20 protein-coding genes are annotated in these 21876 nt (G+C 72.3%); 15 read left to right on the forward strand and 5 right to left on the reverse strand.

Going from position 1 to position 21876, the window contains the following annotated elements; translation table 11 throughout:
• Positions 1-152 precede the first annotated feature (152 nt).
• The 5 genes from K9S39_RS02770 (at position 153) to K9S39_RS02790 (ending at position 4660) form a co-directional block, all read left to right on the forward strand.
• Positions 153-1391: a MurT ligase domain-containing protein gene (locus K9S39_RS02770; protein ID WP_248861723.1), complete on the forward strand. Its 1239-nt coding sequence runs from the start codon at positions 153-155 to the stop codon at positions 1389-1391.
• A 39-nt stretch (positions 1392-1430) separates the two neighbouring features.
• Positions 1431-2159 (forward strand): type 1 glutamine amidotransferase, encoded by a 729-nt coding sequence (locus K9S39_RS02775; RefSeq protein WP_248861724.1) that lies wholly within the window; start codon positions 1431-1433, stop codon positions 2157-2159.
• A 168-nt stretch (positions 2160-2327) separates the two neighbouring features.
• Entirely contained in the window at positions 2328-3353 is a 1026-nt protein-coding gene (locus K9S39_RS02780; RefSeq protein ID WP_248861725.1) for a 6-phosphofructokinase, read from the forward strand.
• A gap of 96 nt (positions 3354-3449) precedes the next feature.
• Positions 3450-4400, forward strand: coding sequence for a cytochrome c oxidase assembly protein (locus tag K9S39_RS02785; protein WP_248861727.1), 951 nt, complete (start codon positions 3450-3452; stop codon positions 4398-4400).
• Between the two features lie 101 nt (positions 4401-4501).
• Complete coding sequence (locus tag K9S39_RS02790) at positions 4502-4660, forward strand: hypothetical protein (RefSeq protein ID WP_248861729.1); 159 nt, start codon at positions 4502-4504, stop codon at positions 4658-4660.
• 77 nt (positions 4661-4737) lie between these two features.
• Here the strand turns inward: K9S39_RS02790 and K9S39_RS02795 are convergent, their stop codons facing one another.
• On the reverse strand, positions 4738-5145 hold the full coding sequence (locus K9S39_RS02795) for an SSI family serine proteinase inhibitor (protein WP_248861730.1): 408 nt from the start codon (positions 5143-5145) through the stop codon (positions 4738-4740).
• Between the two features lie 570 nt (positions 5146-5715).
• On the opposite strand from K9S39_RS02795, the gene K9S39_RS02800 reads away from it, so the two are divergent.
• Both K9S39_RS02800 and K9S39_RS02805 read left to right on the forward strand, forming a co-directional pair.
• Positions 5716-7644: an AMP-binding protein gene (locus K9S39_RS02800; RefSeq protein ID WP_248861732.1), complete on the forward strand. Its 1929-nt coding sequence runs from the start codon at positions 5716-5718 to the stop codon at positions 7642-7644.
• Between the two features lie 154 nt (positions 7645-7798).
• Positions 7799-9205: a dihydrolipoamide acetyltransferase family protein gene (locus K9S39_RS02805; protein ID WP_248861733.1), complete on the forward strand. Its 1407-nt coding sequence runs from the start codon at positions 7799-7801 to the stop codon at positions 9203-9205.
• 55 nt (positions 9206-9260) lie between these two features.
• Here the strand turns inward: K9S39_RS02805 and K9S39_RS02810 are convergent, their stop codons facing one another.
• Positions 9261-10154, reverse strand: coding sequence for a universal stress protein (locus K9S39_RS02810; protein WP_248861734.1), 894 nt, complete (start codon positions 10152-10154; stop codon positions 9261-9263).
• A 283-nt stretch (positions 10155-10437) separates the two neighbouring features.
• On the opposite strand from K9S39_RS02810, the gene K9S39_RS02815 reads away from it, so the two are divergent.
• On the forward strand, positions 10438-10683 hold the full coding sequence (locus tag K9S39_RS02815) for a DUF1876 domain-containing protein (protein WP_248861735.1): 246 nt from the start codon (positions 10438-10440) through the stop codon (positions 10681-10683).
• Positions 10684-10687: 4 nt separating this feature from the next.
• A complete protein-coding gene (locus K9S39_RS02820; protein WP_248861737.1) occupies positions 10688-11578 on the forward strand; it encodes a universal stress protein in 891 nt (296 codons plus the stop codon).
• 46 nt (positions 11579-11624) lie between these two features.
• Here K9S39_RS02820 and K9S39_RS02825 read toward each other — a convergent pair whose 3' ends face one another.
• Positions 11625-12560 carry a universal stress protein gene (locus tag K9S39_RS02825; protein ID WP_248861739.1) on the reverse strand — a complete coding sequence of 312 codons (936 nt, stop codon included), beginning with the start codon at positions 12558-12560 and terminating at the stop codon, positions 11625-11627.
• Positions 12561-13109: 549 nt separating this feature from the next.
• Between K9S39_RS02825 and K9S39_RS02830 the strand changes: the two genes are divergently transcribed.
• Positions 13110-14006, forward strand: coding sequence for a hypothetical protein (locus K9S39_RS02830; RefSeq protein WP_248861741.1), 897 nt, complete (start codon positions 13110-13112; stop codon positions 14004-14006).
• A 124-nt stretch (positions 14007-14130) separates the two neighbouring features.
• On the opposite strand, the gene K9S39_RS02835 is transcribed toward K9S39_RS02830, so the two are convergent.
• Entirely contained in the window at positions 14131-15042 is a 912-nt protein-coding gene (locus K9S39_RS02835) for a universal stress protein (RefSeq protein WP_248868571.1), read from the reverse strand.
• A 260-nt stretch (positions 15043-15302) separates the two neighbouring features.
• On the opposite strand from K9S39_RS02835, the gene K9S39_RS02840 reads away from it, so the two are divergent.
• The 3 genes from K9S39_RS02840 to K9S39_RS02850 all read left to right on the forward strand — a co-directional run bounded on the left by K9S39_RS02840 (position 15303) and on the right by K9S39_RS02850 (position 18358).
• Positions 15303-16688 (forward strand): nicotinate phosphoribosyltransferase, encoded by a 1386-nt coding sequence (locus tag K9S39_RS02840; protein WP_248861743.1) that lies wholly within the window; start codon positions 15303-15305, stop codon positions 16686-16688.
• A gap of 16 nt (positions 16689-16704) precedes the next feature.
• Entirely contained in the window at positions 16705-17394 is a 690-nt protein-coding gene (locus K9S39_RS02845; protein WP_248861744.1) for a hypothetical protein, read from the forward strand.
• Between the two features lie 130 nt (positions 17395-17524).
• Positions 17525-18358 (forward strand): TIGR02452 family protein, encoded by an 834-nt coding sequence (locus tag K9S39_RS02850; RefSeq protein ID WP_248861746.1) that lies wholly within the window; start codon positions 17525-17527, stop codon positions 18356-18358.
• Between the two features lie 139 nt (positions 18359-18497).
• Here the strand turns inward: K9S39_RS02850 and K9S39_RS02855 are convergent, their stop codons facing one another.
• A complete protein-coding gene (locus tag K9S39_RS02855) occupies positions 18498-20135 on the reverse strand; it encodes an alpha/beta hydrolase (protein ID WP_248861747.1) in 1638 nt (545 codons plus the stop codon).
• 394 nt (positions 20136-20529) lie between these two features.
• Here K9S39_RS02855 and K9S39_RS02860 point away from each other — a divergent pair, with 394 nt between their 5' ends.
• Both K9S39_RS02860 and K9S39_RS02865 read left to right on the forward strand, forming a co-directional pair.
• Positions 20530-20925 carry a hypothetical protein gene (locus K9S39_RS02860; protein ID WP_248861749.1) on the forward strand — a complete coding sequence of 132 codons (396 nt, stop codon included), beginning with the start codon at positions 20530-20532 and terminating at the stop codon, positions 20923-20925.
• 3 nt (positions 20926-20928) lie between these two features.
• Positions 20929-21783: a hypothetical protein gene (locus K9S39_RS02865; RefSeq protein ID WP_248861751.1), complete on the forward strand. Its 855-nt coding sequence runs from the start codon at positions 20929-20931 to the stop codon at positions 21781-21783.
• Positions 21784-21876: the final 93 nt, after the last annotated feature.

Below are 21876 nucleotides of genomic sequence, written 5' to 3' on the forward strand. Positions count from 1 at the left end.
GCCGCACGGGTGGCGGGGTTCGGGCCCGCGCCCGGATCTCGATAGGCTGATCCCCGACCGAAGCCTCCGGCCGGTCGTCGGCTGCGGAGGGGGCGTTCCACCGGCCGCCCACAGGGCAGGGAGGGCGCCGGATGCAAGGAGGATCGAAGACCATGGCAGGCAACACGGAGCCGCTGTCGCCACGGGCCAAGCTGGCCGTGACGGCGGGCAAGGCCGCGGCGGCGGTGTCGCGCGCGGCGGGCCGCGGCAGCGGATCGGTGATCGGTGGCCGGGTGGCGCTCAAGCTCGACCCCGACCTGCTCGCCCGGCTGGCCGGACATCTGGACGTGATCCTGGTGTCGGCGACCAACGGCAAGACGACCACCACCCGGCTGATCGCGGAGGCGCTGCGGGCCGGCGGCCCGGTGGTCTCCAACGCGCTCGGCGCCAACATGCCCGCGGGCATCACCTCCGCGCTGGCCGGCGGTTCGGACGCCAAGTACGGCGTCATCGAGGTGGACGAGAAGTACCTCGCCGGTGTGGCGCGGGATGTGACGCCGAAGGCCATAGCGCTGCTGAACCTCTCGCGTGACCAGCTCGACCGCGCCGCGGAGACCCGCATGCTGGCCGAGCGCTGGCGCGAGGGGCTGGCCGGGTCCAAGGCGCTGATCGTCGCCAACGCGGACGACCCGCTGATCGTGTGGGCGGCCTCGTCGTCCGCGAATGTGGTGTGGGTCGCGGCCGGGCAGGAGTGGAAGGACGACGCCTGGTCCTGCCCGTCGTGCGGCGGTGTGATGCAGCGGCCGGGCAACGACTGGTTCTGCGCCGAGTGCGGCTTCCGCCGTCCGACGCCCAGCTGGGCGCTGTCCGGCGACCATGTGCTGGACCCGCACGGCAGCGCGTGGCCCATCAAGCTGCAGCTGCCCGGCCGCGCCAACAAGGCGAACGCCACGACGTCGGCCGCGGTCGCGGCGGCGTTCGGGGTGCCGCCGCAGGTCGCGCTGGAGCGGATGTACTCCGTGCAGGCGGTGGCCGGCCGCTATGACGTCGTCTCGTTCCTGGACCGGGAGCTGCGGCTGCTGCTGGCGAAGAACCCGGCCGGCTGGCTGGAGACCTTCTCGCTGATCGACCCGCCGCCGACGCCGGTGATCCTTTCCGTGAACGCGCGCGGCGCGGACGGTACGGACACCTCCTGGCTGTGGGACGTCGACTACACCCGGCTGGCCGGGCACCCGATCTTCGTGCTCGGCGACCGCAGGCTGGACCTGGCGGTGCGGCTGGAGGTCGCGGGGCTGGACTTCGAGGTGTGCGAGAGCCTCGACGAGGCGGTGAAGATGGCGCCGCCCGGCCGGATCGAGGTCATCGCCAACTACACGGCCTTCCAGGACCTGCGCCGCCGCGTGGGCAACTGACCGGGATCCACCCGACCTCACGGACAAGGACGAGCAAGCATGAGTGACAACAGCCTGCGCCTGGTGTGGATCTACCCGGACCTGCTGAGCACGTACGGCGACCAGGGCAACGCCCTCGTGGTGGAGCGGCGGGCACGCCAGCGCGGCCTGGACGTACAGCGCCTGGACGTACGGTCCGACCAGCAGCTTCCCACCTCCGGCGATATCTATCTGATCGGCGGCGGGGAGGACCGGCCGCAGCGGCTGGCGTCCGAGCGGCTGATCCGCGACGGCGGCCTGCACCGCGCGGTCTCCAACGGCGCGATCGTCTTCTCGGTGTGCGCCGGGTACCAGATCCTGGGGCACGAGTTCGTCAACGACCTCGGCGAACAGCAGGAGGGCCTGGGGCTGCTGGACGTGGTGAGCGCCCGCGGCGAAGGGGAACGGTGCGTCGGCGACGTACTGGCCGATATCGGACCGGAGTTGGGGCTGCCGCCACTGACCGGCTTCGAGAACCACCAGGGTGTGACGCGCCTGGGGCCGACCGCCCGGCCGTTCGCCAAGGTGCGGTTCGGCAACGGTAACGGCGTCGGCGACGGCTACGAGGGCGCGTACCACGACACCGTCTTCGGTACGTACATGCACGGCCCGGTGATGGCCCGCAATCCGCATATCGCGGATCTGCTGATCAAGCTGGCACTCGACGTGAACGCGCTGCCCCCGGTCGACGACCGCTGGTACGAGGCGCTGCGGCAGGAGCGGATCGCCGCGGCGACGCAGCCCGCTTGACCGTGGGACGGGGCCCTCGGCCCGCTTTCCCAGCCGGTTCTGTACGCCCGCGGTCCGCACTGCGGGCGTACCCGTGTCCCGGGGGGCGCCGCGCTTGTAGGGTGAGCGGCATCCAACCGGACGACGGGGTCCGGGCGTCCGGTTGAGTTGCAGAGGGTCTCACGAGCAATGCGTATAGGTGTCCTCACCTCCGGCGGCGACTGCCCCGGTCTGAACGCCGTCATCCGGTCCGTCGTCCACCGCGCCACCGCCGATCACGGCGATGAGGTGATCGGCTTCCGCGACGGCTGGAAGGGCCTCCTGGAGTGCGATTACCACAAGCTCGACCTGGAGGCCGTCGGCGGCATCCTGGCGCGCGGCGGCACCATGCTCGGGTCCTCGCGGGTGCAGCCCGCCCATCTGCGGGACGGTGTCGAACGGGCCCGCGGCCATGTCGCGGAGCTGGGGCTGGACGCGATCATCCCGATCGGCGGTGAGGGCACGCTCAAGGCGGCGCGGCTGCTGTCGGACGCCGGGCTGCCGATCGTCGGCGTACCGAAGACGATCGACAACGACATCGCGGTCACGGACGTGACGTTCGGCTTCGACACCGCGGTGGGCGTGGCGACCGAGGCCCTGGACCGTCTCAAGACCACCGCGGAGTCGCACCAGCGGGTGATGATCGTCGAGGTGATGGGGCGGCACACCGGCTGGATCGCGCTGCACTCGGGGATGGCGGCCGGCGCGCACGCGATCGTGGTGCCGGAGCGTCCCTTCGACATCGAGGAGCTGACGGCGCGGGTCGCCGAGCGGTTCGACGCCGGCAAGAAGTTCGCCATCGTGGTGGTCGCCGAGGGCGCCAAGCCGCGCGAGGGCACCATGGCCTTCGATGTCGGCGGCAAGGACGTCTACGGCCATGAGCGGTTCGCGGGGGTCGCCCGGCAGCTCTCCGTGGAGCTGGAGAACCGCCTCGGCAAGGAGGCCCGTCCGGTCATCCTCGGCCATGTCCAGCGCGGCGGAACGCCGACCGCGTACGACAGGGTGCTGGCCACCCGCTTCGGCTGGCATGCCGTGGAGGCCGCGCACCGTGGTGACTTCGGGATGATGACCGCGCTGCGCGGCACGGACATCACACTGGTGCCGCTGGCCGAGGCGGTCGAGACGCTGAAGACGGTGCCCACCGAGCGCTACGCCGAGGCCGAGTGCGTGCTGTGACCTCCCCGTCCTGGTGATCCGCCCCCGGCCGTGGGACCGGCCGGGGGCGGTTCTACTCTTGTCGCCGGAGTATCGGTACGAATCAGGAGCGAGCGGATGGATCACGGCGGGCACGGCATGAACATGGATCTGCCGCCGTTCACGCTGGGGCGAGGGCTGGAGTTCGGCGGGGATCCGTTCTTTGTCGTCGGCTGCCTGCTGGGGCTGGTGCTGTACGGCTGGGCCGTACTGCGGCTTCGGCGGCGGGGGGACGCCTGGCCGGTGAGCCGGATCGTCGCCTGGGTCGTGGGCGTTCTGACGGTGGCTCTGGTGATGTGCACCAAGCTCAACGACTACGGCATGGCGATGTTCAGCGTGCACATGGTGCAGCACATGGTGATCAGCATGCTGTCGCCGATCCTGCTGCTGCTCGGGGCGCCGGTGACGCTGATGCTGCGCGCGCTGCCGACCGCCGGACGGGGCCGCAAGGGGCCGCGTGAGCTTCTGGTGGCGCTGCTGCACAGCCGCTATATGCGCATCATCACCCACCCCGCGTTCACCATCCCGCTCTTCATCGCGAGCCTTTACGCGCTCTACTTCACGCCGCTCTTCGACTTCCTGATGGAGTCCAGGACCGGGCACATCGCGATGATGGTGCACTTCCTCGCGGTCGGCCTGGTCTTCTTCTGGCCGATCATGGGCGTCGACCCGGGCCCGCACCGGCCCGGCTATGTGATGCGGATGCTGGAGCTGTTCGCGGGCATGCCGTTCCACGCGTTCTTCGGCATCGCGCTGATGATGGCGTCCGAGCCGATGGTCGGCACCTTCCTGAACCCGCCGGCCTCGCTCGGCATCGAAGCGCTGTCGGACCAGACGGCCGCGGGCGGCATCGCCTGGGCGTTCAGCGAAATCCCGTCGGTGGTGGTGCTGATCGCCCTGGTCTTCCAGTGGTACAAGTCCGAGGAGCGCCAGTCCCAGCGCGCGGACCGGGCCGCCGACCGCGACGGTGACAAGGATCTGGCCGCCTACAACGCCTATCTGGCGTCGCTCAACGCCCGGGGGCGCTGAGAGCGGAGATCTAGCGGTACGGGCCGCGGCCGGGGACGATGGTCCCATGGCCGCGGCCCGTGGCATTGGTCCGTCCGGGCCGCCGTGAGGAGGTTACGGGTATGCCCGGATCTGCGAAGGCGATGGCCGTGTGCACGGTGGGCGGGCTGGTCGTCGCGACCGCCTACACCGTGGCGCTGGGCGGCAGTGGCTGGCTCTGGTTCGCCTGGGTGGTGCTGGCGCTGGTGACGGTGGGCGTGGTGGCGGCGCGGCGGGCCTGAGCCGGGCGGCGCTCCGTCGGCACCGGGGGTTTTCAGGGCTGTCCGGAACCGGACGGCCGGTAGTTGCCGTGGCGGCCTCAGAACCGGAAGACCGCCCCGGTCGCCGCCTCCAGGGTGCAGGGGCTGGGGAATCTCTTGCGCCAGTCCACCGCGACGCCGTTCCAGGTGCCGATCGCCGAGACGCTGACCGGGTCGTACTCCTTGGTGCACGGCCGCGGCGCCTTGGGCAGCCGGTCCATGTCACCGCCCGCCCTGGTCAGCGCGTCACAGGCGGCGGCGCCGTGCGGATGGCTGCCGCCGGTGTCCGGGCAGGTGAGCTGTACCCCGCGGATCCAGGTGTCGCCGTAACCGGACACGGTGAGGAACAACCCCCCGCTCATGCCCTGCGCGTCGGCACCCGCCGGGACGGCCGCGAGCGTGGTGAGCACGGCCGCGGCGGCGGTCGCGGTGGCACGGGCGTATCGGCGGCGACGGCTCACGGGCATCGGTGTCTCCTGGAAACCTCGGTGCGATCGAGTACGGCTGGCTGACCGCATCAGGTCACCCCGCCGGACGACGGCGGGCAAGCGGCCACGCCGTGAGGTCGCCCGGACGGAGTGCCGCGCGCGGTCGCCGGGTTCCCCGGAACCCGGCAATAGGGCCTGTCCGACGGGTCAGGGTCGGACCGGCCATAGGCCCTGTCGGCAAACTCCCGCCTCCCCCGCGGGGAACGACGGCAGTTCGACGACAGGGCCCGGCGCTCGCGGGCGACCGGCCCGGTCCGGTCGCCCGCGCACTCCTTTCGTACCTGATCCACCGGAGAGGCGCGACCGCTGTTACTCCGCCGGGGAAACCGTGGGGTCCGGTGGCAGCGTGCCCGTCGTCGACGGGCCCGTTCGCCGGCAGCTCCCGGCCGGGGCGGTATTGCCGTGTCGGCGGCCCGGCGCAGGGGCAAAGGCGCCGCTCGGCCCCGGCCCTGGGCCCTTCGGCCCATGCGGGCCGCACGGCGTTCCGTGACGGTGGAAGCAGGGCACCGGGCGGGGAGCCGATCGGTGCACGCGGCGGAAGGAGTCGCCATGACCTGGGAGACGATCCGCAAGAGCACCGCGCCGCGCGTCGCACCGAATCTCGCCGACTACGACCGCGCCCGGCTGGGCTTCACCTGGGCCCAGGCCAGGGCCGCGCTCGCCGGGCTGCCCGGGGGTGGCGGGCTGAACATGGCGTACGAGGCCGTCGACCGGCATCTGGCGGCGGGGCAGGGCGGGCACGCGGCGCTGCGCTGTGTGGCCCGGGACGGTTCCGTCTCCACCGTCACCTACGCCGAGCTGGCCCGTCGTACCGCGCGCTTCGCGAACGTCCTGAACTCGCTCGGAATCGGCCATGGCGACCGGGTGTTCACCCTGCTCGGCCGCGGCCCCGAGCTGTTCACGGCGGTACTCGGCACCCTGAAGAACACCAGCGTGGTCTGCCCGCTCTGCTCCGCGCTGGACTCCGGCCAGGTCGCCCGGCAGCTGCGGACCGGAGCCGCGAAAGTGCTGGTGACCAGCGCGGAGCTGTACCGGCGCAACGTCGCGGGCCACCGGGACGCGCTGCCCGGCCTCGCCCATGTACTCATCGTCGGGCCGGGTGCCGAGGAGTTGCCGGGCACGCTCTCCTTCGACGCGCGGATGGCCGATGCCTCGGACCGCTTCATCACCCCGCCGACCGCTCCCGAGGACGCGGCGCTGCTGCACTTCACCAGCGGAACCAGCGGCCCGCCCAAGGGCGTCACGCATGTCCACGGGGCGGTCGTCGCCCATGACGCCACCGCGGCCACCGCCCTCGATCTGCACCCCGAGGACGTCTACTGGTGCACCACCGACCCCGGCTGGGTCACCGGGATGTCGTACGGCGTCATCGCACCACTCGCCCGTGGTGTGACGGTCGTTGTCGAGGAAGGCGTCGAGGGGAACGACGTCGATGAAGGCGGGGTTGATCACGAGGAGGCCGATGAGGTCCGGCGCTGGTACCGGATCCTCGACGAGGAGCGGGTCAGCGTCTGGTACACGGTGCCGACCGTCCTGCGCAGGCTGATGCGCGCCGCCCCGCGGCAGGGCCCGTACGCACTGCCGGACGGCGACGAACTGCCGGGCGGCGAAGAACCGACGGCCGGCGAAGGTCTGGCGGGCTCCGGCGGGCTGTCGGATGCCCATGTCGCACCGGACGCCTACGATCTGTCCGCGCTGCGGTTCATCGCCTCGGCGGGCGAGCCGCTCAACCCCGACGTCGTGGTGTGGAGCCGGGACGTCCTCGGGCTGCCCGTGCACGACAACTGGTCGCAGACGGAGACCGGTTGCATCATGATCGCCAATCTCGCGTCCGCCGACATCCGCCCCGGCTCGATGGGGCGGCCGCTGCCCGGTGTCGAGGCGGCGGTCCTGGGACGCGGCGACGACGGGCGCGCGCGGCCCGCCGACGGTCGGGTGATGGTGCTGGAAAACCCGGACACCGAAGGCGAGTTGGCTTTGCGTCGCGGCTGGCCGTCGATGTTCCGCGGCTATCTGCACGACGAGGAACGCTATGCGGCCGCGTTCGCCGACGGCTGGTATCTGACCGGTGACCTCGTCCGGCGCGACAAGGACGGCTGGTACTGGTTCGTCGGGCGCGCCGAGGACGTCATCACGTCGGATGGCCACCTGATCGGCCCGTTCGAGGTGGAAAGCGCGCTGCTGGGGCACCCGTCCGTCGCCGAGGCCGGGGTGATCGGCCGCCCCGACCCGGTGACCGGAGAGAGCGTGAAGGCGTTTGTGTCGCTCGGTCCCGGCGTCGAGCCGACGCCGGCGCTGGAACGGGAGCTGCTGGCCTTCGCCCGCCGGAGGCTCGGTCCCGCGATGGCGCCCAGGGAGATCACCTTCGAACCGCACCTGCCCAGGACCCGAAGCGGGAAGATTCTGCGGCGGCTGCTGCGCGCCCGTGAACTCGGCCAGCCCGCCGACGATCCGTCCGACCAGGAGGGATCCGGATGAGTGAGCGCGGCGTGGGGGTCCCCCCGGCCGGAGGCCGGAGGAGAGTCGTCCAGAGGCGCGCGCCGAGCCGGGGGCGCCTCCCGGCCGAAGTCCCCCGGCTACCGCTGGGAGGTGCCCACAGGGGGCGCGAGACCGAGCGAAGCGAGGTTTCGGCGTGAGCGCCTGTCACGGCATCCGCAGGCGCAGGATCGAAGCCATCGCGCAGTACGGGGCCCGGTCCGTCGCGGACTTCGCCATGCCGCCCCTCGGCGCGGACGTGGACGCGGGAACGCTGCGGGAGTGGCTGGTGGGGGCCGGCGACGAGGTCGGCGAGGGCGATCCGGTCGCGGTCGTCGAGGCCGCCGACTCCACCATCGAGGTGGAGGCCCCGGTCTCCGGGACGGTGCAGCGGCCGCTCGTCGACGCGGGCATGCGGGTTCCGGTGGGAACACCCCTCGCACGGATCGTCCCGTCGGAGGTGATGCCGGAGAAGCAGGGCGGGGCGGCCGCGCCGACGACCGGGCCAACGGCCGTCACCCTTGGGCCTCTTGCTCCCCCGGCTCCCGAAGACGCGCACACCGAGGTGGGCCCCTTGGTCCGGCATCTCGCCGAGCGGCGGGGCGTCGACCTGGACACCGTGGAGGGGTCCGGGCGCGGCGGCCGCGTCACCCGGGCCGACGTCGACCAGGCCATCGACGCCATCGCCCGGCCGCCGCATATTCCGGCGACTCCGCTCGCCCAGCGGCTCGCCGACGTCCTCTCCGTCGATCTCGGCACGGTGCGGGGGACGGGCGCAGAGGGTGTCGTCCGGGCCTCGGATGTCCGCAGGGCCGCGGCCAGCCGGTCGACGGCCCCCTCCCCACGCGGCGCGCCACCCCCGGTACGCCCCTCCGAGCGCGGCACGAGGGGCATCCGCCAGGCGAAAGCCGGGCCGACGCCCCGCACCGGCCGGGAAGCCCCGGACCTCCCCCACGTGCCGCACTACGCCCTGTCCACGACGGTCGACATGGTCGCGGCGATGGACTGGCTGCACGACCACAACGGGCGCTGCCCGGCCACCGAGCGGCTGCGGCCTTCGGCGCTGCTGCTCAAGGCGGCCGCTCTCGCCGCCCGGGAGGTCCCGCGGCTCAATGGCTTCTGGTCCGGCGACCACTTCACGGCGCGCGACGGCGTGCATGTGGGAGTGGTGGTGTCGCGGCCCGGCGGCCGGCTGGTCGCGCCCGCTCTGCACCACGCCGACACCCTCGAACTCCCGCGTCTGATGGCCGCCTTGACGGATCTGTCCGCCCGCGCCCGCACGGGCGGACCGGGCGCCTCCGAGGCGGCCGATGCGACGATCACCGTGATCGATCTCGGTGACCAGGGCGTGGAGTCCGTGTTCGGGGTGCTCTCCCCGCCCCGAGTGGCCGTGGCGGGCTTCGGGCGCATCGTCGAACGGCCGTGCGCGGTGGACGGTGCGGTCGGCGTACGGCCTACGGTCACGGTCACGCTCTCGGCGGACCACCGCGCGGCCGACGGTGCCGTCGCGGCCCGCTATCTGAGGGCGGTGGACCGCCTGCTGCAGCATCCGGAGGAGCTGTGAGACGTGGGCCGGGTGCCCGTTGGCAGTTGCTGGGCGTCCGTTGGCCGCTGCGGGTTCATCGCGTGTGCCACGTCCGCTGCGCGCTCTCCGGGACGACCATGAGCGGGCACGGCGCCAGCTGGACGAGGGTGCGGCTGGTGGAGCCGAGGATCATGCCGCGGAAGCCGCCGTGTCCGCGTGCCCCGACGACCAGGCAGCGCGCTCCGGTCGCCGCTCCGGCCAGTTTCGCCGACGGCTGGCCGCCCATCAGCACCTCCCGCTCGACGTGCACCTCCGGGTATTTCTCATGCCAGCCGAAGAGCACCACGGACGCGTCGGAGAGGGACTGTCCGGCGTGCTCCGGCCACTCACCGTGGCTGGGGCGGCGTACCTGGACGGCCCGCAGCGGCACACCCCACAGGTCGGCCTCCTCGAAGGCGAACGCCACCGCGGCCGCGGAAGCGGCGGAACCGTCCACCCCCACCACGACGGGGCCGGACCCCTCGCCGCTCTCCACCGGCTCGAACGCCAGCACCACCGGGCACGGCGGATGCCCGACGAGCGCCGCGCCCACCCCTCCGAACGTGAGCACCTCCCCCGGTTCCACCGCCCGGCGCGCGCCGACCACCAGAACGGCGGCGTGCTCGGCGGCCTCCCGCAGCACATGGGACGGCCTGCCGTCGGCGAGCTCCATGGTGATCTCCAGCCCGGCGTGGCGGGCCTCCGCCCAGTCCCGGTGGGTTTCCAGCAGTGACTGCCCGGCCGCGCGGAAGTGCGTCGCCCAGAGGTGTTCGCGTGACTCGTGCGCATCCTTCGGCGCGGCTCCCGCGGGCCACTCCTGCGCATGGATCAACCGCAACGGCAGCCGTCGCCGGTCCGCGGCGTCCGCAGCCCAGTCCAGCGCACCGCGGGCGGCTACCGACCGCGAGACGCCCACTACCACCGGTCTGCGCACATCGTGGCTGGTCATGGGCTCTCCCCCGGCGTTCCGAGGGCCGCCGCCCGACCGCGGCCGGCCCGCTTCCTGCCTCCAGCTTCGCGGCGTACGGCAGACGGGCGCATGGGCCGACCGGCCCCCGTCCCGGCGCGCCGCCACCGCGAACAGGCCCCGGTCGGCCGGGGCAGTGGGACCATCGGCCCCTGCCTCCGGTGGCGGCGGGGGCCGACCGTGGTGGTACGGGGCGCGGAGCGAGCAGAGCCACGAGGAGGCAGTCCGGCGGAGCAACCGGGGCAGAACATTGAGGAGGCAGATCATGAGAAGGGCAGTGGAGTGGAATGTCCGTCTGTACCTCTTCGAGGAGGACGGGACGACCAAGGCCCGGGTGGTGCTGGACACCGGAACCACGTCGATGACCGGGCACGGCACCGCCAGATGCAATCCGCATGACGTGGACGTCCCGGAGATCGGGGACGAGCTGGCGACGGCCCGCGCGATGCACGATCTCGCCGGGCGGCTGACACGGGTGGCCGACCACGACATGGAACGGGTGGGGGCCTGAGGTGATGACGACACCGTCCCCAGGACGCCGGCCGGTCGTCGTCGGCGTCGAGTCCGACGCCCGTCATCGCGTACCCCTGGCGTGGGCAGCGGACGAGGCACAGCGGCGCGGGGTGCCGCTGGCCGTGGTGCACGCACAGGGATGGGCCACGGTGCGGGTCACCGAGAAGGCGCAGCTGCCGTCCTGGCAGAAGTGGAAACACGCACTGCACCGCACAGGCGAGCACACGCTCAGCGAGGCCGTGAAGTTCGCCGAGCAGCGCCATCCGGAGCTGACCGTGACCGGGCTGCTCGCCGAGGGCGAACCGTCGTGGGTGCTGCGCGAGCAGTCGCCGGAGGCGGGGATGATCGTGCTGGGTTCCGCGTTCCTCTCCACACGGCAGGAACTCTTCACCTCCGCCGCGGTGGCGCTGCCCGTCATGGCCCAGGCGCGGTGTCCCGTAGCGGTGGTGCGGGAATGGGAACACACCGCCCAGGAGCGGCCGTACGTCGTCGTCGGCGTCGACGGGAGCCCGACCTCGCAGGCCGCCATCGACTTCGCGTTCGAGGAGGCGGCGCTGCGTCGTGCCATGCTGCGCGCGATCTACGTGTGGCAGCCGACGATGCTCGGCAACCTCGACGAGGACGCCGCGCGGCGGGAGTGCCGTACGGTGCTGTACGAGGCGGTTTCCGGGCGTACCGAGAGCTATCCGGATGTGGATCTGCACCACGAGGTGATGTCCGGCCATCCGGTGGAGGTGCTGGTCCGCGAATCGCGGCACGCCCTCGCGCTGGTGACGGGCACCCGAGGGCGCGGTGGTTTCGCCGGCATGCTGCTGGGCTCGGTGAGCCAGGGGGTGCTGCATCACGCGGAGTGCCCGATCGTCGCTGTGCCGCGTCCGCACGGCGGGTGGTAGCGCCGATCACCTGGTAGCGCCGATCACCGCAAGACGATCACGCGCATCAGCCGTGCGGGACGACCGCCACCGGGCAGCAGGCATGGTGCAGCGCCGCGTGCGCGACGGGACCGAGCCGCGTCGGCGATCGATGGGTGCGGCGCCCGACGACCAGCAGCCCGGCGTGGCAGGCGGCGCCCAGCAACACCGGTGCGGCCGCCCCGCTTTCGACGTGCTGGATCACCTCGACGCCGGGGAATGTGGTCTGCCAGGGCGCCAGCGCCTCGGCGAGTGCCGCTTCCTCGCCGGATGTGAACAGCGTGATCTCGTCCGGCAGGGTGGGCGGAGCGGTCGGGCCGGGGCTGACGACGGTCGGCGGCCCCCACGCCCGGACGGCGCGCAGTTTCCTGTGGTGCGTATCGGCGGCGACAAAGGCGAAATCGAGCAGGGTATCGCCGGCCGGCCCCAAGTCCTGCACACCGACCACGATCTCCGCCGCGTCATCGGCGTCCCACCCCCACGCGTCCTCGGACCTCCCCCTCCCCTTCCCGCCCTTCTCGTTCGCCCCGCATCGCTCCGTGTCGCGCTCCCTCGCGCGCACCGTCACCACGGGACACTCGGCCCGCCCGAGCACATGCAGGCTGACCGAGCCGAGCAGAAAGCCCGCGAGAGCGCCGCGTCCGCGCGACCCGAGCACCATCAGGGTCGCCTGCCCGCTGTGTTCCACCAGCGCCTGCACCGCCGGTTCGGGCACCTGCTCGGTCGTCACGGAGAGGTCCGGGTGCAGTTTGTGCGCGATCTCTTGGGCGGCGCCGAGCACCTGGTCCCCGTAGCGATGCTTGTCGGGGGATTCCTGGGCTAGGGGGGCGTCCAATGCCTGGGAGACCCAGGAGTACAGCAGATGCAGCGGAAGGCCGCGTGCCGCCGCCTCGTCGGCGGCCCAGCGCTCCGCCGTCAGGCTGGCTTCGGAACCGTCCAGTCCGACGACGACGGGCGCAGCCATGACGCACCTCCAACGCGCAAGTCTTCGGCCACGCCTGCCGCGGGAGCGCGGTTGAGGCGCGGCTCTCCTGCCTCCAGCATCACGGCGACGGAGGGCGGGGCCCATGGGCCGAGCGGCCCTCCGTGAGACGACCGGCCCAGTCGCCGGTCCTTCCCGCGCGTGACGAGTTCCCCGGGGCGTGGGCGCGTTCCCGCGGCGTCGCCCAGCGCGAAGCCGTGTGAGCCGGCGGTGACCGGGGACGACAGGCCATCGTCGTCGTACGCGCTCCCGGGGTGTGTCCACACGGTCTGCGGACCATCGCGGTGCGTGTTCCGTCCGGCCCGGTGTGGGCACGGCGCACCGGTGCCCACATGAAGCACGGCCAGGCCCCGTCGTAATTGACGTAACGTCACTTCCGCCTTCCGCCAAGGGACTTCGGCGCCGACCGCACACGGCGGGCCGCCCGGCGAGCGGACCCAGGGGCCGTGATCGCCTACGAGGTCCCGTCCGCCCCCGAGTCACCCTCCGTCCTGACGTTGCCAAAGGGGGCATTTGGGGCAGAGTGGAAGTATGGATACGCGGCATCGCAGAGTCACCGACCGGGGCGTCATGGCGGACGTCGCGGAACGTCTGCGCCGCGAGCCCCAGCCGCAGGACTTCGACCGCCCGCCCGACCCGCTGCGCGACTACAAGGCGTCCATGACGCCCGGTCAGCGCACCGACGCCATCCGTGAGGTGCTGTCCGCGCTGGTGGACCGCATCGGGCCGCCCACCCTGTACGGCGGGAGCGCCTACGGCCCGACCATCCGCTGGCGGACCGACGAGCAGATCCTGCTGCTCGACCACGGCGTCGCCTGCCTGCAGGTCTCGGTACGCCGTACCGCGGAGCTGGAACGTTCCGAGTCCCTCCGCTTCGCCCGCGGCGTGGGCGACGGCGAGGAACAGGTGTCGTTCTTCAGCAGCCTGCCGTACCTGTGGCAGCTGTACCGCGAGGGGCCGGGCGCCCTCCCGGCGGCCTCTCCCGAGTCCTCCGTGGCTCCGGACTGGCACCGGCTGGAGGAGTCCGTGGAGAGCATCCTGTGGGCGTGGTCGGAGCAGCTGCCCGCGCAGGTCGGCACCGAGGAGTCGGCGGCGTTCAACATCGTCAACCACAAGGACGACGACCGTCCGCTGTCGGTGGGGTACAGCCCCGAGGGGGTGTTCCTGGTCGTCGACGACCGGGACGCCCCCGAGGGCGGCGGCCACCGGGCGCAGATGGAGAGCCGGGGCTGGCAGGTCGCCGTGCACGGGTGGTGGGAGGCGACGTTCCCGGAGGCCGGCTGGGAGAGCGCCGCGGAGGCAGCCCGGATGGCCATCGCGGAGGTGCGCTGGCGAGGAGCACGCACACCGGAGGATCTGGGCGCGGCGGACATCAGCTGCGCGGACCGGGGGCTGTTGCTGTTGCCCGGTCTGGGGATCCGTCACTGACGGCGTGCCCGCGGGCGGCGCCCAGGCGTGGCCCGGCTGCCGCGCTCGGTCGTGCCCCGGCCGCCGCCTCCCGGTCGTGCAGAACCACTCGGTCGCGTGGGACCGCTCAGTCGTGCGGAACTGCTCAGTCGTGCGGGACGACCGCCACCGGGCACGGCGCATGATGCACGGCCGCGTTGGCCACCGGCCCGATGCGCGACGTCAGGCCGGTCCGGCGCCGCCGCCGGCCGACGACCAGCAGGTCGCAGCCTTCGGCCGCCGCGACGATCGCCCTGGCCGGGCTTTCGAGACGGACGGTCTCGGTCACCGGGACGCCGGGGAACCGCTCGCGCCACGGGCGGAGCGCCTCGCCGAGCTCCTTGCGTGCCTCCTCGTCCATCTCCTTGGACACCCCCGGGTCGACGCCCCAGGGGACGAACGCCTGCACCGGGAGGGCGCGTCCGTGGACGGCCTTCAGGGGAACGTCGCGTTGCGCGGCGGTGGTGAAGGCGAAGTCGAGCACGGGGTCGCAGGGGCCGCGCAGACCGAGGCCGGTCACCACGCTCCCGGCGCGGGCGGGCGTCGGCCCCACGTCGTGCATCCCGGCGCGCACCAGCACCACTGGGCGCTCGGCCCGCGCCACGACGTGTGTGCTGACATCGCCGAGGAAGAAGCTCTCCACGGTCTCCAGACCGCGTGAGCCGAGGACGAGCAGCTGTGACTCCACTGCCGCGCGCAGCAGTGCGGTCGCGGGCTCCTCGGCGACCAGGTCCACGATGACGGACAGCCCGGGGTGACGCCTCTGGAGCTCCGCCCGTGCGTCGTGGACGATCCGCCGTGCCCAGTAGTTCTGGTCCCGGTCGGCCGTGACCTCCGCCGGCTGGGGGGCCAGCAGGATCCAGGCGTGCAGCAGGCACACGGTGAGCCGGCGGCGTTCGGCTTCGTGGGCGGCCCAGCGGGCGGCGGCCAGGCTCTCGGGCGAACCGTCGAGGCCGACGGTGACCACCGGTTCCGCGGGGACCGGCTCCGGGGCTGCTGATTCCTTGGCGGCTTCCATGGCGCGGCCCTCCGTCTCGTTCCGGTGCCGGAGCACGGTGCGTGTCCGCCTCTCCAGCGTGGCGCGGGTGCCGGGGGCCGGCGACAGGGGCCATTGGTCCCTGCCGATGGCCGTGCGGGCCGGGCCGTGCCGGGCCTCGGCGCCCGGGTGGCCGTCGGACCGGGACCTTTGGCCCCGTGACTGTGCTCCCTGAATGTCCGACTGTGGTGGGGGGCAGACCAGACGCGCTCCAGGCCGCTCTGGGGCGAGGAGGTGCGTCCATGTCCGACGCCACGACCACCGATCTGTACGAAGTGACGATGGCGATGTCGTACCTGCGGGAGGGGATGACCCGCCCGGCGACGTTCAGTCTCTTCGTCCGCGACCTGCCGCCCGGCCGTGGGTTCCTCGTCGCCGCGGGTCTGGAATCCGCACTCGACTACCTGGAGGGGTTCCGCGTCAGGCCCGCCGACGTGGAGGCGTTCGCCTCGGCGCTGAACCGGCCCACCCGCGACCTGTCGGCGCTGCGGGGGCTGAAATTCACCGGCGAGGTACGGGCGGTGCCGGAGGGCCGGATCGTGCTCGCCGGTGAGCCGTTGCTGGAGGTCACCGCGCCCCTGCCGCAGGCGCAGCTGGTCGAGACGTATCTGCTCAATCAGGTCAGCCACCAGACGGCGATCGCTTCGAAGGCCGCCCGGTGTGTGCTCGCCGCGGCGGGACGCCCGGTCGTGGACTTCTCGCTGCGGCGTACGCACGGCATCGAGGCCGGTTTCCAGGCCGCCCGGCTGGGCGCCGTGGTGGGATTCGCGGGGACCAGCAACGTGGCGGCGGCGACCGCCATAGGGGTCCCCGCGGTCGGCACGATGGCCCACTCGTATGTGGAGGCGTTCCCGTCGGAGGAGGACGCGTTCCGCGCCTTCGCCCGCGCACACCCGGGGCCGGTGACGCTCCTGGTGGACACCTACGACACCGAGGAGGGCGTGCGCACGGCGACGCGCGTGCTGCGGGATCTCGACCGTACGGCCGGCTCGGCGGTCCGGCTCGACAGCGGCGACCTCGGTGCGCTGGCGGTGCGGGCGCGCGGCATCCTCAACGCCGCCGGGCTGCAGGACGTCCGCATCGTCGCCAGCGGCGGTCTCGACGAGTACGCCGTGGACGAGCTGGTCCAGTCCGGAGCGCCGATCGACACCTACGCCGTGGGCACCCGGGTCGGTGTCTCGGCCGATTCCCCGTATCTGGACTCCGCTTACAAGATGGTCGAGTACGACGGCAGCCCGGTGATGAAGCTGTCCTCGGCGAAGGTGACGGCACCGGGTGCCAAGCAGGTGTTCCGCTGTTCCGGGTACGCGGATGTGATCGGGCTGCGCAGCGAGGGGGCCCCCGGGCGAGGCCATCGGCTGCTGGAGACGGCGATGCGGGACGGCCTGCGTACCGGAGAGCGCCCGACCCTGGAAGAGCAGCAGGCACGGTTCACCGCCGATCTGGAGGAGCTGCCGCATGCCGCCCTGCGGGTGCGCGCCCCGGTCGCCCCGCGGGCCGTACCGTCCGAGCGGTTGAGCGCCCTGGTCAGCAAGGTACGCGGACGCCTCATCGAGCAGGTTCGAGGCTCCGGTGCTCCCCGGGCCGCGGAGCACCGGAGCACCGTGTCGGGGCGGAACCGGCACTGAGCGGGCGGGTGAGCTCATGCAGAACAAGAGACCGCTCGTCGGGTGGCCCGCGGCGCTGCTGGCCGTCGCGCTCGGCGCTTACGCCAAGGCCGTCCGGCCGCGGGTGCTGCGCTGGGGCGCGACGGGCGAGGAAGCGTCCCGCTCGCTCCCGGGGGACGAGCTGGTGCCGTATCCCGACAGCCAGACCACGATGGCCACGACCCTGCCGGCCCGGCCCGAGGAGGTCTGGGCCTGGTTGCAGCAGATGGGCTGCGACCGGGCCGGCTGGTACAGCTGGGACCGGCTCGACAACGGCGGCCGGCCGAGCGCCCGGAGGATCGTGCCGGAGTGGCAGGACCTCAAGGAGGGCCGGCACCTGGACTCGCTGCCGAGCGGCAAGGCGTGGTTCACGGCGGCGGTCGTGGATCCGCCCCGGTCGCTGGTCCTGCGCGCCGATCTGAAGCTGCCCTCGTGCGCGTCGTTCGACCCGGAACACTGGCCCCTGCCGCCGGTCTACAGCGGCGGGATCCGGGGATTCCATCTGGAGCCCACCCCGGGCGGGCAGACCCGTCTCATCGTGCGCACCCGTAGGCGTGGCCGTCCGCGTCCGGTCATGTGGTTCCTCGACCGGCTGATCGGCGAGCCCACCCACTTCGTCATGCAGAACCACCAGTTCCGGAATCTGCGCGAACGGGTCGGTGGCGCGCCGGTACCCGGTCACTGGTGAGCGGCGCACGGTCGGCAGCGGCCTGCTCGACGCTGGTTCGGTAGCCGTAAACCCGTCGCGGGGCCGGGCCGGCGGCACGTACCTTGATCGCTGTGAAGGACCGGATACGGGGGACACGGGGGTGGCGACGATGAGCGCCAGGTTGCGCGCGATGGCGCAGGAGACGGAACGGATCGTCGCGGCGGGGCGTTACCGTGCGCCCGGCGGACGGCTGGTGGAGATCGCGGGGGCCGTCGAGAGGGCACGGGCGGGGACCCGGCTGTACGGCCCGGAGCCGGTAGCCGTGCCGGGTGCAACCCCGGGCGTGCGGACGGTGTTTGAAGTGACGGGGGAAGGCAGCCTCACGGCGGGGCGGCGGCTGGCGACGGAAGGTGGTGGGCAGTCCGGCCGGGTGGCCGTGCTCAACTTCGCCTCGGCGCGCAATCCTGGCGGCGGTTATCTCAATGGCGCGCAGGCCCAGGAGGAGGCGCTGTGCCGTGGATCGGGACTGTACTCCTGTGTACGCCAGGCGCCGGACTTCTATGCCGCGCATCGGGCGGATCCCAGCCCGTTCTACAGCGACCGGGTGATTCTCTCGCCTGGTGTGCCGGTGTTCCGTAATGATCGGGGTGCGCTGCTCGAGGAGCCGTACGAGGCGGGATTCTTGACGGCGGCGGCGCCGAATGCCGGGGTGATCGCGCGGCAGCGGCCGGCCGAGACGGGCCGGGTGGCGGCGGCGCTGGCAGCCCGTGCGGAGCGGGTGCTGGAGGTGGCGGCGGTCAGCCGGCACCGTCAGCTGGTGCTCGGCGCCTGGGGGTGCGGAGTGTTCCGCAATGAACCGGCGGATGTGGCGAGGGCGTTCGCGGCCCAGTTGCTGGACGGCGGCCGCTTCGCCGGCTGGTTCGACCGTGTGGTCTTCGCCGTGCTGGACCGCCGGGACGACTCCCCCACCAGGGCCGCCTTCACCGACGTCTTCGCCGCATGACACAGCCGGCGCGGCGGTGACACAGAGCCGACGCGGCGGTGCACCTGGAACACCTGGAACGCCGCACGGGCGGCCGGGTGGTTCCCGGCCGCCCGTGGAGGCAGCGCATCCAGCGCCGAGGCGAGGGTTCAGCCGAGGGTCAGCGAGCCACCGGAAGGTCGGCGGACCCCTCGGCGGCCGCCTTCGCCGCCGACTCGGCGGGCTCGGGCGCGGCGTGCGGGGCGCACGTCACATCCTCGGCGTCCGTCTTCCCCGTGAGGAGATAGGTGTCGACCCGGTCGTTGATGCAGGGGTTCTTCAGGCTCGTGACGCCGTGCGAACCGGCGTCCCGCTCGGTGATCAGACGGGAGCCCTTGAGCCGCTGGTGCAGCTCGACGGCGCCCGCGTACGGGGTCGCCGCGTCCCGGGTGCTCTGCACGATCAGGACGTTCGGCAGGCCCTTGCCCGTCGTGACATCGACCGGCTGCTGCTGCTTGACCGGCCAGGTGGCGCAGGGCAGGTTCATCCAGGCATTCGACCAGGTCATGAACGGTGCCTGCTGGTGGATCCGGGTGTTGTCCCGGTCCCACTTCCGCCAGTTGGTGGGCCACTTGGCGTCGGTGCACTCGACGGCCGTGTAGACGGCGTTGCCGTTCTCGGACGCGATGTTCCCGGCCTTGTCCTTCATGTCCGGGCCGGCGTTCTCGATCAGCGGCTTCTCGTCACCGGCGAGGTAGGCGCTCCACACCGCGGCCGTCGAGGCCCAGGCGGAGTCGTAGTAGGGCGCGCTCTGGAAGAAGCCGGTGAGTTCGGCCGGCCCGACGACCCCGCCGATGGGGTCCTTCTTGGCGGTCGCGCGCAGCTTCTCCCACGCCGCCTGGACCTTCTCCTCGGTGTCACCGATGTGGTAGGTCGCGTCGTTCTTGGCGACCCACTTCTTCCAGTCACCCCATCGGGTCTCGAAGGCGAGGTCCTGGTCGAGGTTGGCCTGGTACCAGATCTTCTCGCGCGAGGGGTTGACGACGCTGTCGACGACCATCCGGCGGACGTGGTCCGGGAAGAGCGTCGCGTACACCGCGCCCATGTAGGTGCCGTAGGAGACGCCGAGGAAGTTGAGCTTCTTCTCCCCCAGCGCGGCGCGGATCACGTCCAGGTCACGGACGGTGTTCTTGGTCGTCATGTGCGGCAGGAGGTCGCCGCTGCGCTCGGCGCAGCCGTCGGCGTACTCCTTGGCGAGCTTGCGCTGGGCGAGCTTGTCCGCCTCGTTGTCCGGCACCGGGTCGGCCTTGGGGGCCTTGACGAACTCCTGCGGGTCCATGCAGGAGATCGGCGCGGAGTGGCCGACGCCGCGCGGGTCGAAGCCGACGAAGTCGTATGCCTTCGCGACCTTGGCCCACAGCGGGCTCTTGGCGGTGATCCGGGCCGGGAACCTCATGCCCGAGCCACCGGGGCCGCCCGGGTTGTAGACGAGGGAGCCCTGTCGCTCCTCCTTGTCGCCGGTGCTGCGGGCCCGGTCGACGGCGATCTTGATGGTGGGTCCGTCGGGCTTGGCGTAGTCGACCGGGACGGTGACATAGCCGCACTGGATAGGGGCCTTCAGCCCCCAGTCCGCGGGACAGTCCTGCCAATCGATGCCCTTCTTGGCCGCGCGCGCGGCGGCGGTCAGTACGCCGCGCGCTTCGGGTGATGCGCCCTTGTGGTGTTCGCCCGCGCTGGCGGGCGTAGCGGCTATCGCTCCGGCCAGGAGCGTGCCGGTCACCAGAGTGGTGGCGGCGCCGAGCGCTGCTGTTCGTCTCACGTGGTTGACCCCCCTGCTTGGTGCGCCGCTTGCGGCGGCGATGATCACAGAGCTACAGAGGGATCCTGTCTGCTCTCGTACCTGCCTGAACAGGTTTGACCGACGCGAACCGGCAATTCTTTACCAACCCGTAGGAATCTTACGGGTACTCAGGGACAGAGCCGGGCACCCGTAGGCCATCTGCTCCCATCCGGCGACAACGGGCCGCAGAAGGGCGATAACACGTCAATTGCCCGGGACCAGCCGCTCGGGCATGTGCCGGCAGCAATCCGGTAGGTAACCTTCCGTGCAGGCTCTCCCACACGCTGCCACGAGGAGGGCCTCGGCGTTTGCGCCGCGCTGCACACCGTCCACCGTGCGCCGTTCGTACGAGCAGTTCAGAAGGAGAGCCGAAGTGCCGGGTATCGATCAGGTGTTGTCCCGAGCGATGGACATTCCGGGCGTCCTGGGGGCCGGGCTGATCGACTGGACCAGCGGTCTGACGCTCGGCACGGCCGGGCGGGCGCCGCACGGCGATCACGAAGCGGCCGCAGCGGACACCGCCGAGGTGGTCCAGGCCGTCGCGCGCAACGCCACGTTCGACACCGGGGGCGACTCCGCCGGCGGCTCCGGCCCGGCCCTGGAGGACCTCATCATCACGGCCACGGGCAGCTACCACCTCATCCGCTTCGTGCACACGGCCTTCGACAGCCAGACGTACCTCTACCTCTGGCTGGACCGGGTTCAGGCCAACCTCGCCGTCGCCCGTTTGCGGTTGCGCGAGCTGGCGACGGAGCTGGTCGCGGCCTGAGAGATGGCCCCGCCCTTACCTCCTCGTACGCCGCCCGCTTCCGCCGGACTGCTGGAGCGCTTCGCCGCCGAACGCGTCACCGGTGCGCTCCGCGGCCCCCACGGCTGCTTCTATCTCCTCGACGGCGCGGTCTACTGCGCCGAAGCCGCCACGGCGCCGGGGCTCGACGAGCGGCTCTCCGCCGCCGGCAAGGTGCCGCCGCACCGCTGGCAGGACGTCGTCGCAACGGCGGGAGAACACCACCGCGTCGGCCAGTTCCTGGTCGGGGAAGGCTGGTTGACGCAGGGCGAGCTGGAGATCTGCCACCTCGGCGCCCTGCTCGACGCCGCCTTCTTCGCGCTGCCCCTGCTTCCCGAGACCACCTCCTTCACCCCGGGCACCGCGCACTGGCTGGGCGTCGTACGCCGAATCAGCGCCGCCGCCCTCCAGCGCGCGACGGCCCGTCGCAGGGCGCTGCTCGACCAGCTGCACCCCTGGGAGGCGGCCGATACCTCACCCGTCATTCCCGTCCACCCGGGGCCGTCGGGCCCGTCCCCCACCACCAGGCGTCAGCGTCGGCTGCTCGACCGTGCCGACGGCCGGCACACTCCGCATCAACTCGCCCGCGCGCTGGGCCAGTCCGCCTTCATGACACTGCTCGACATCCGCCGGCTGGCCGCGGCCGGCCTGGTCCGAATGCCCCCGGCACCGACGGCCCTGCCCCGGCGGCGGCCCGGAGCCTGCCTGGACGGGCATCCCCCGCCCGACAGCCGCCGCACCCCGACCTGGCAACTCCCGGTCCCGGCCGTCCTCGACACCGTCGACCCGGATATTGCCCTCCTTGTCCGACTGCGTACGGCGCTGGAGGAGAACCTGTGAGATCTCGCCCATTCCCACGAGCTGAAGAATTCCAACAACCTTACGAATTCCCGCTCCCCTGCGCACTCCCATGGCCTTGCGCGTTCCCCCGAT

Origin of the sequence: Streptomyces halobius, from assembly GCF_023277745.1 — a bacterium.
Lineage (GTDB): Bacteria > Actinomycetota > Actinomycetes > Streptomycetales > Streptomycetaceae > Streptomyces > Streptomyces halobius.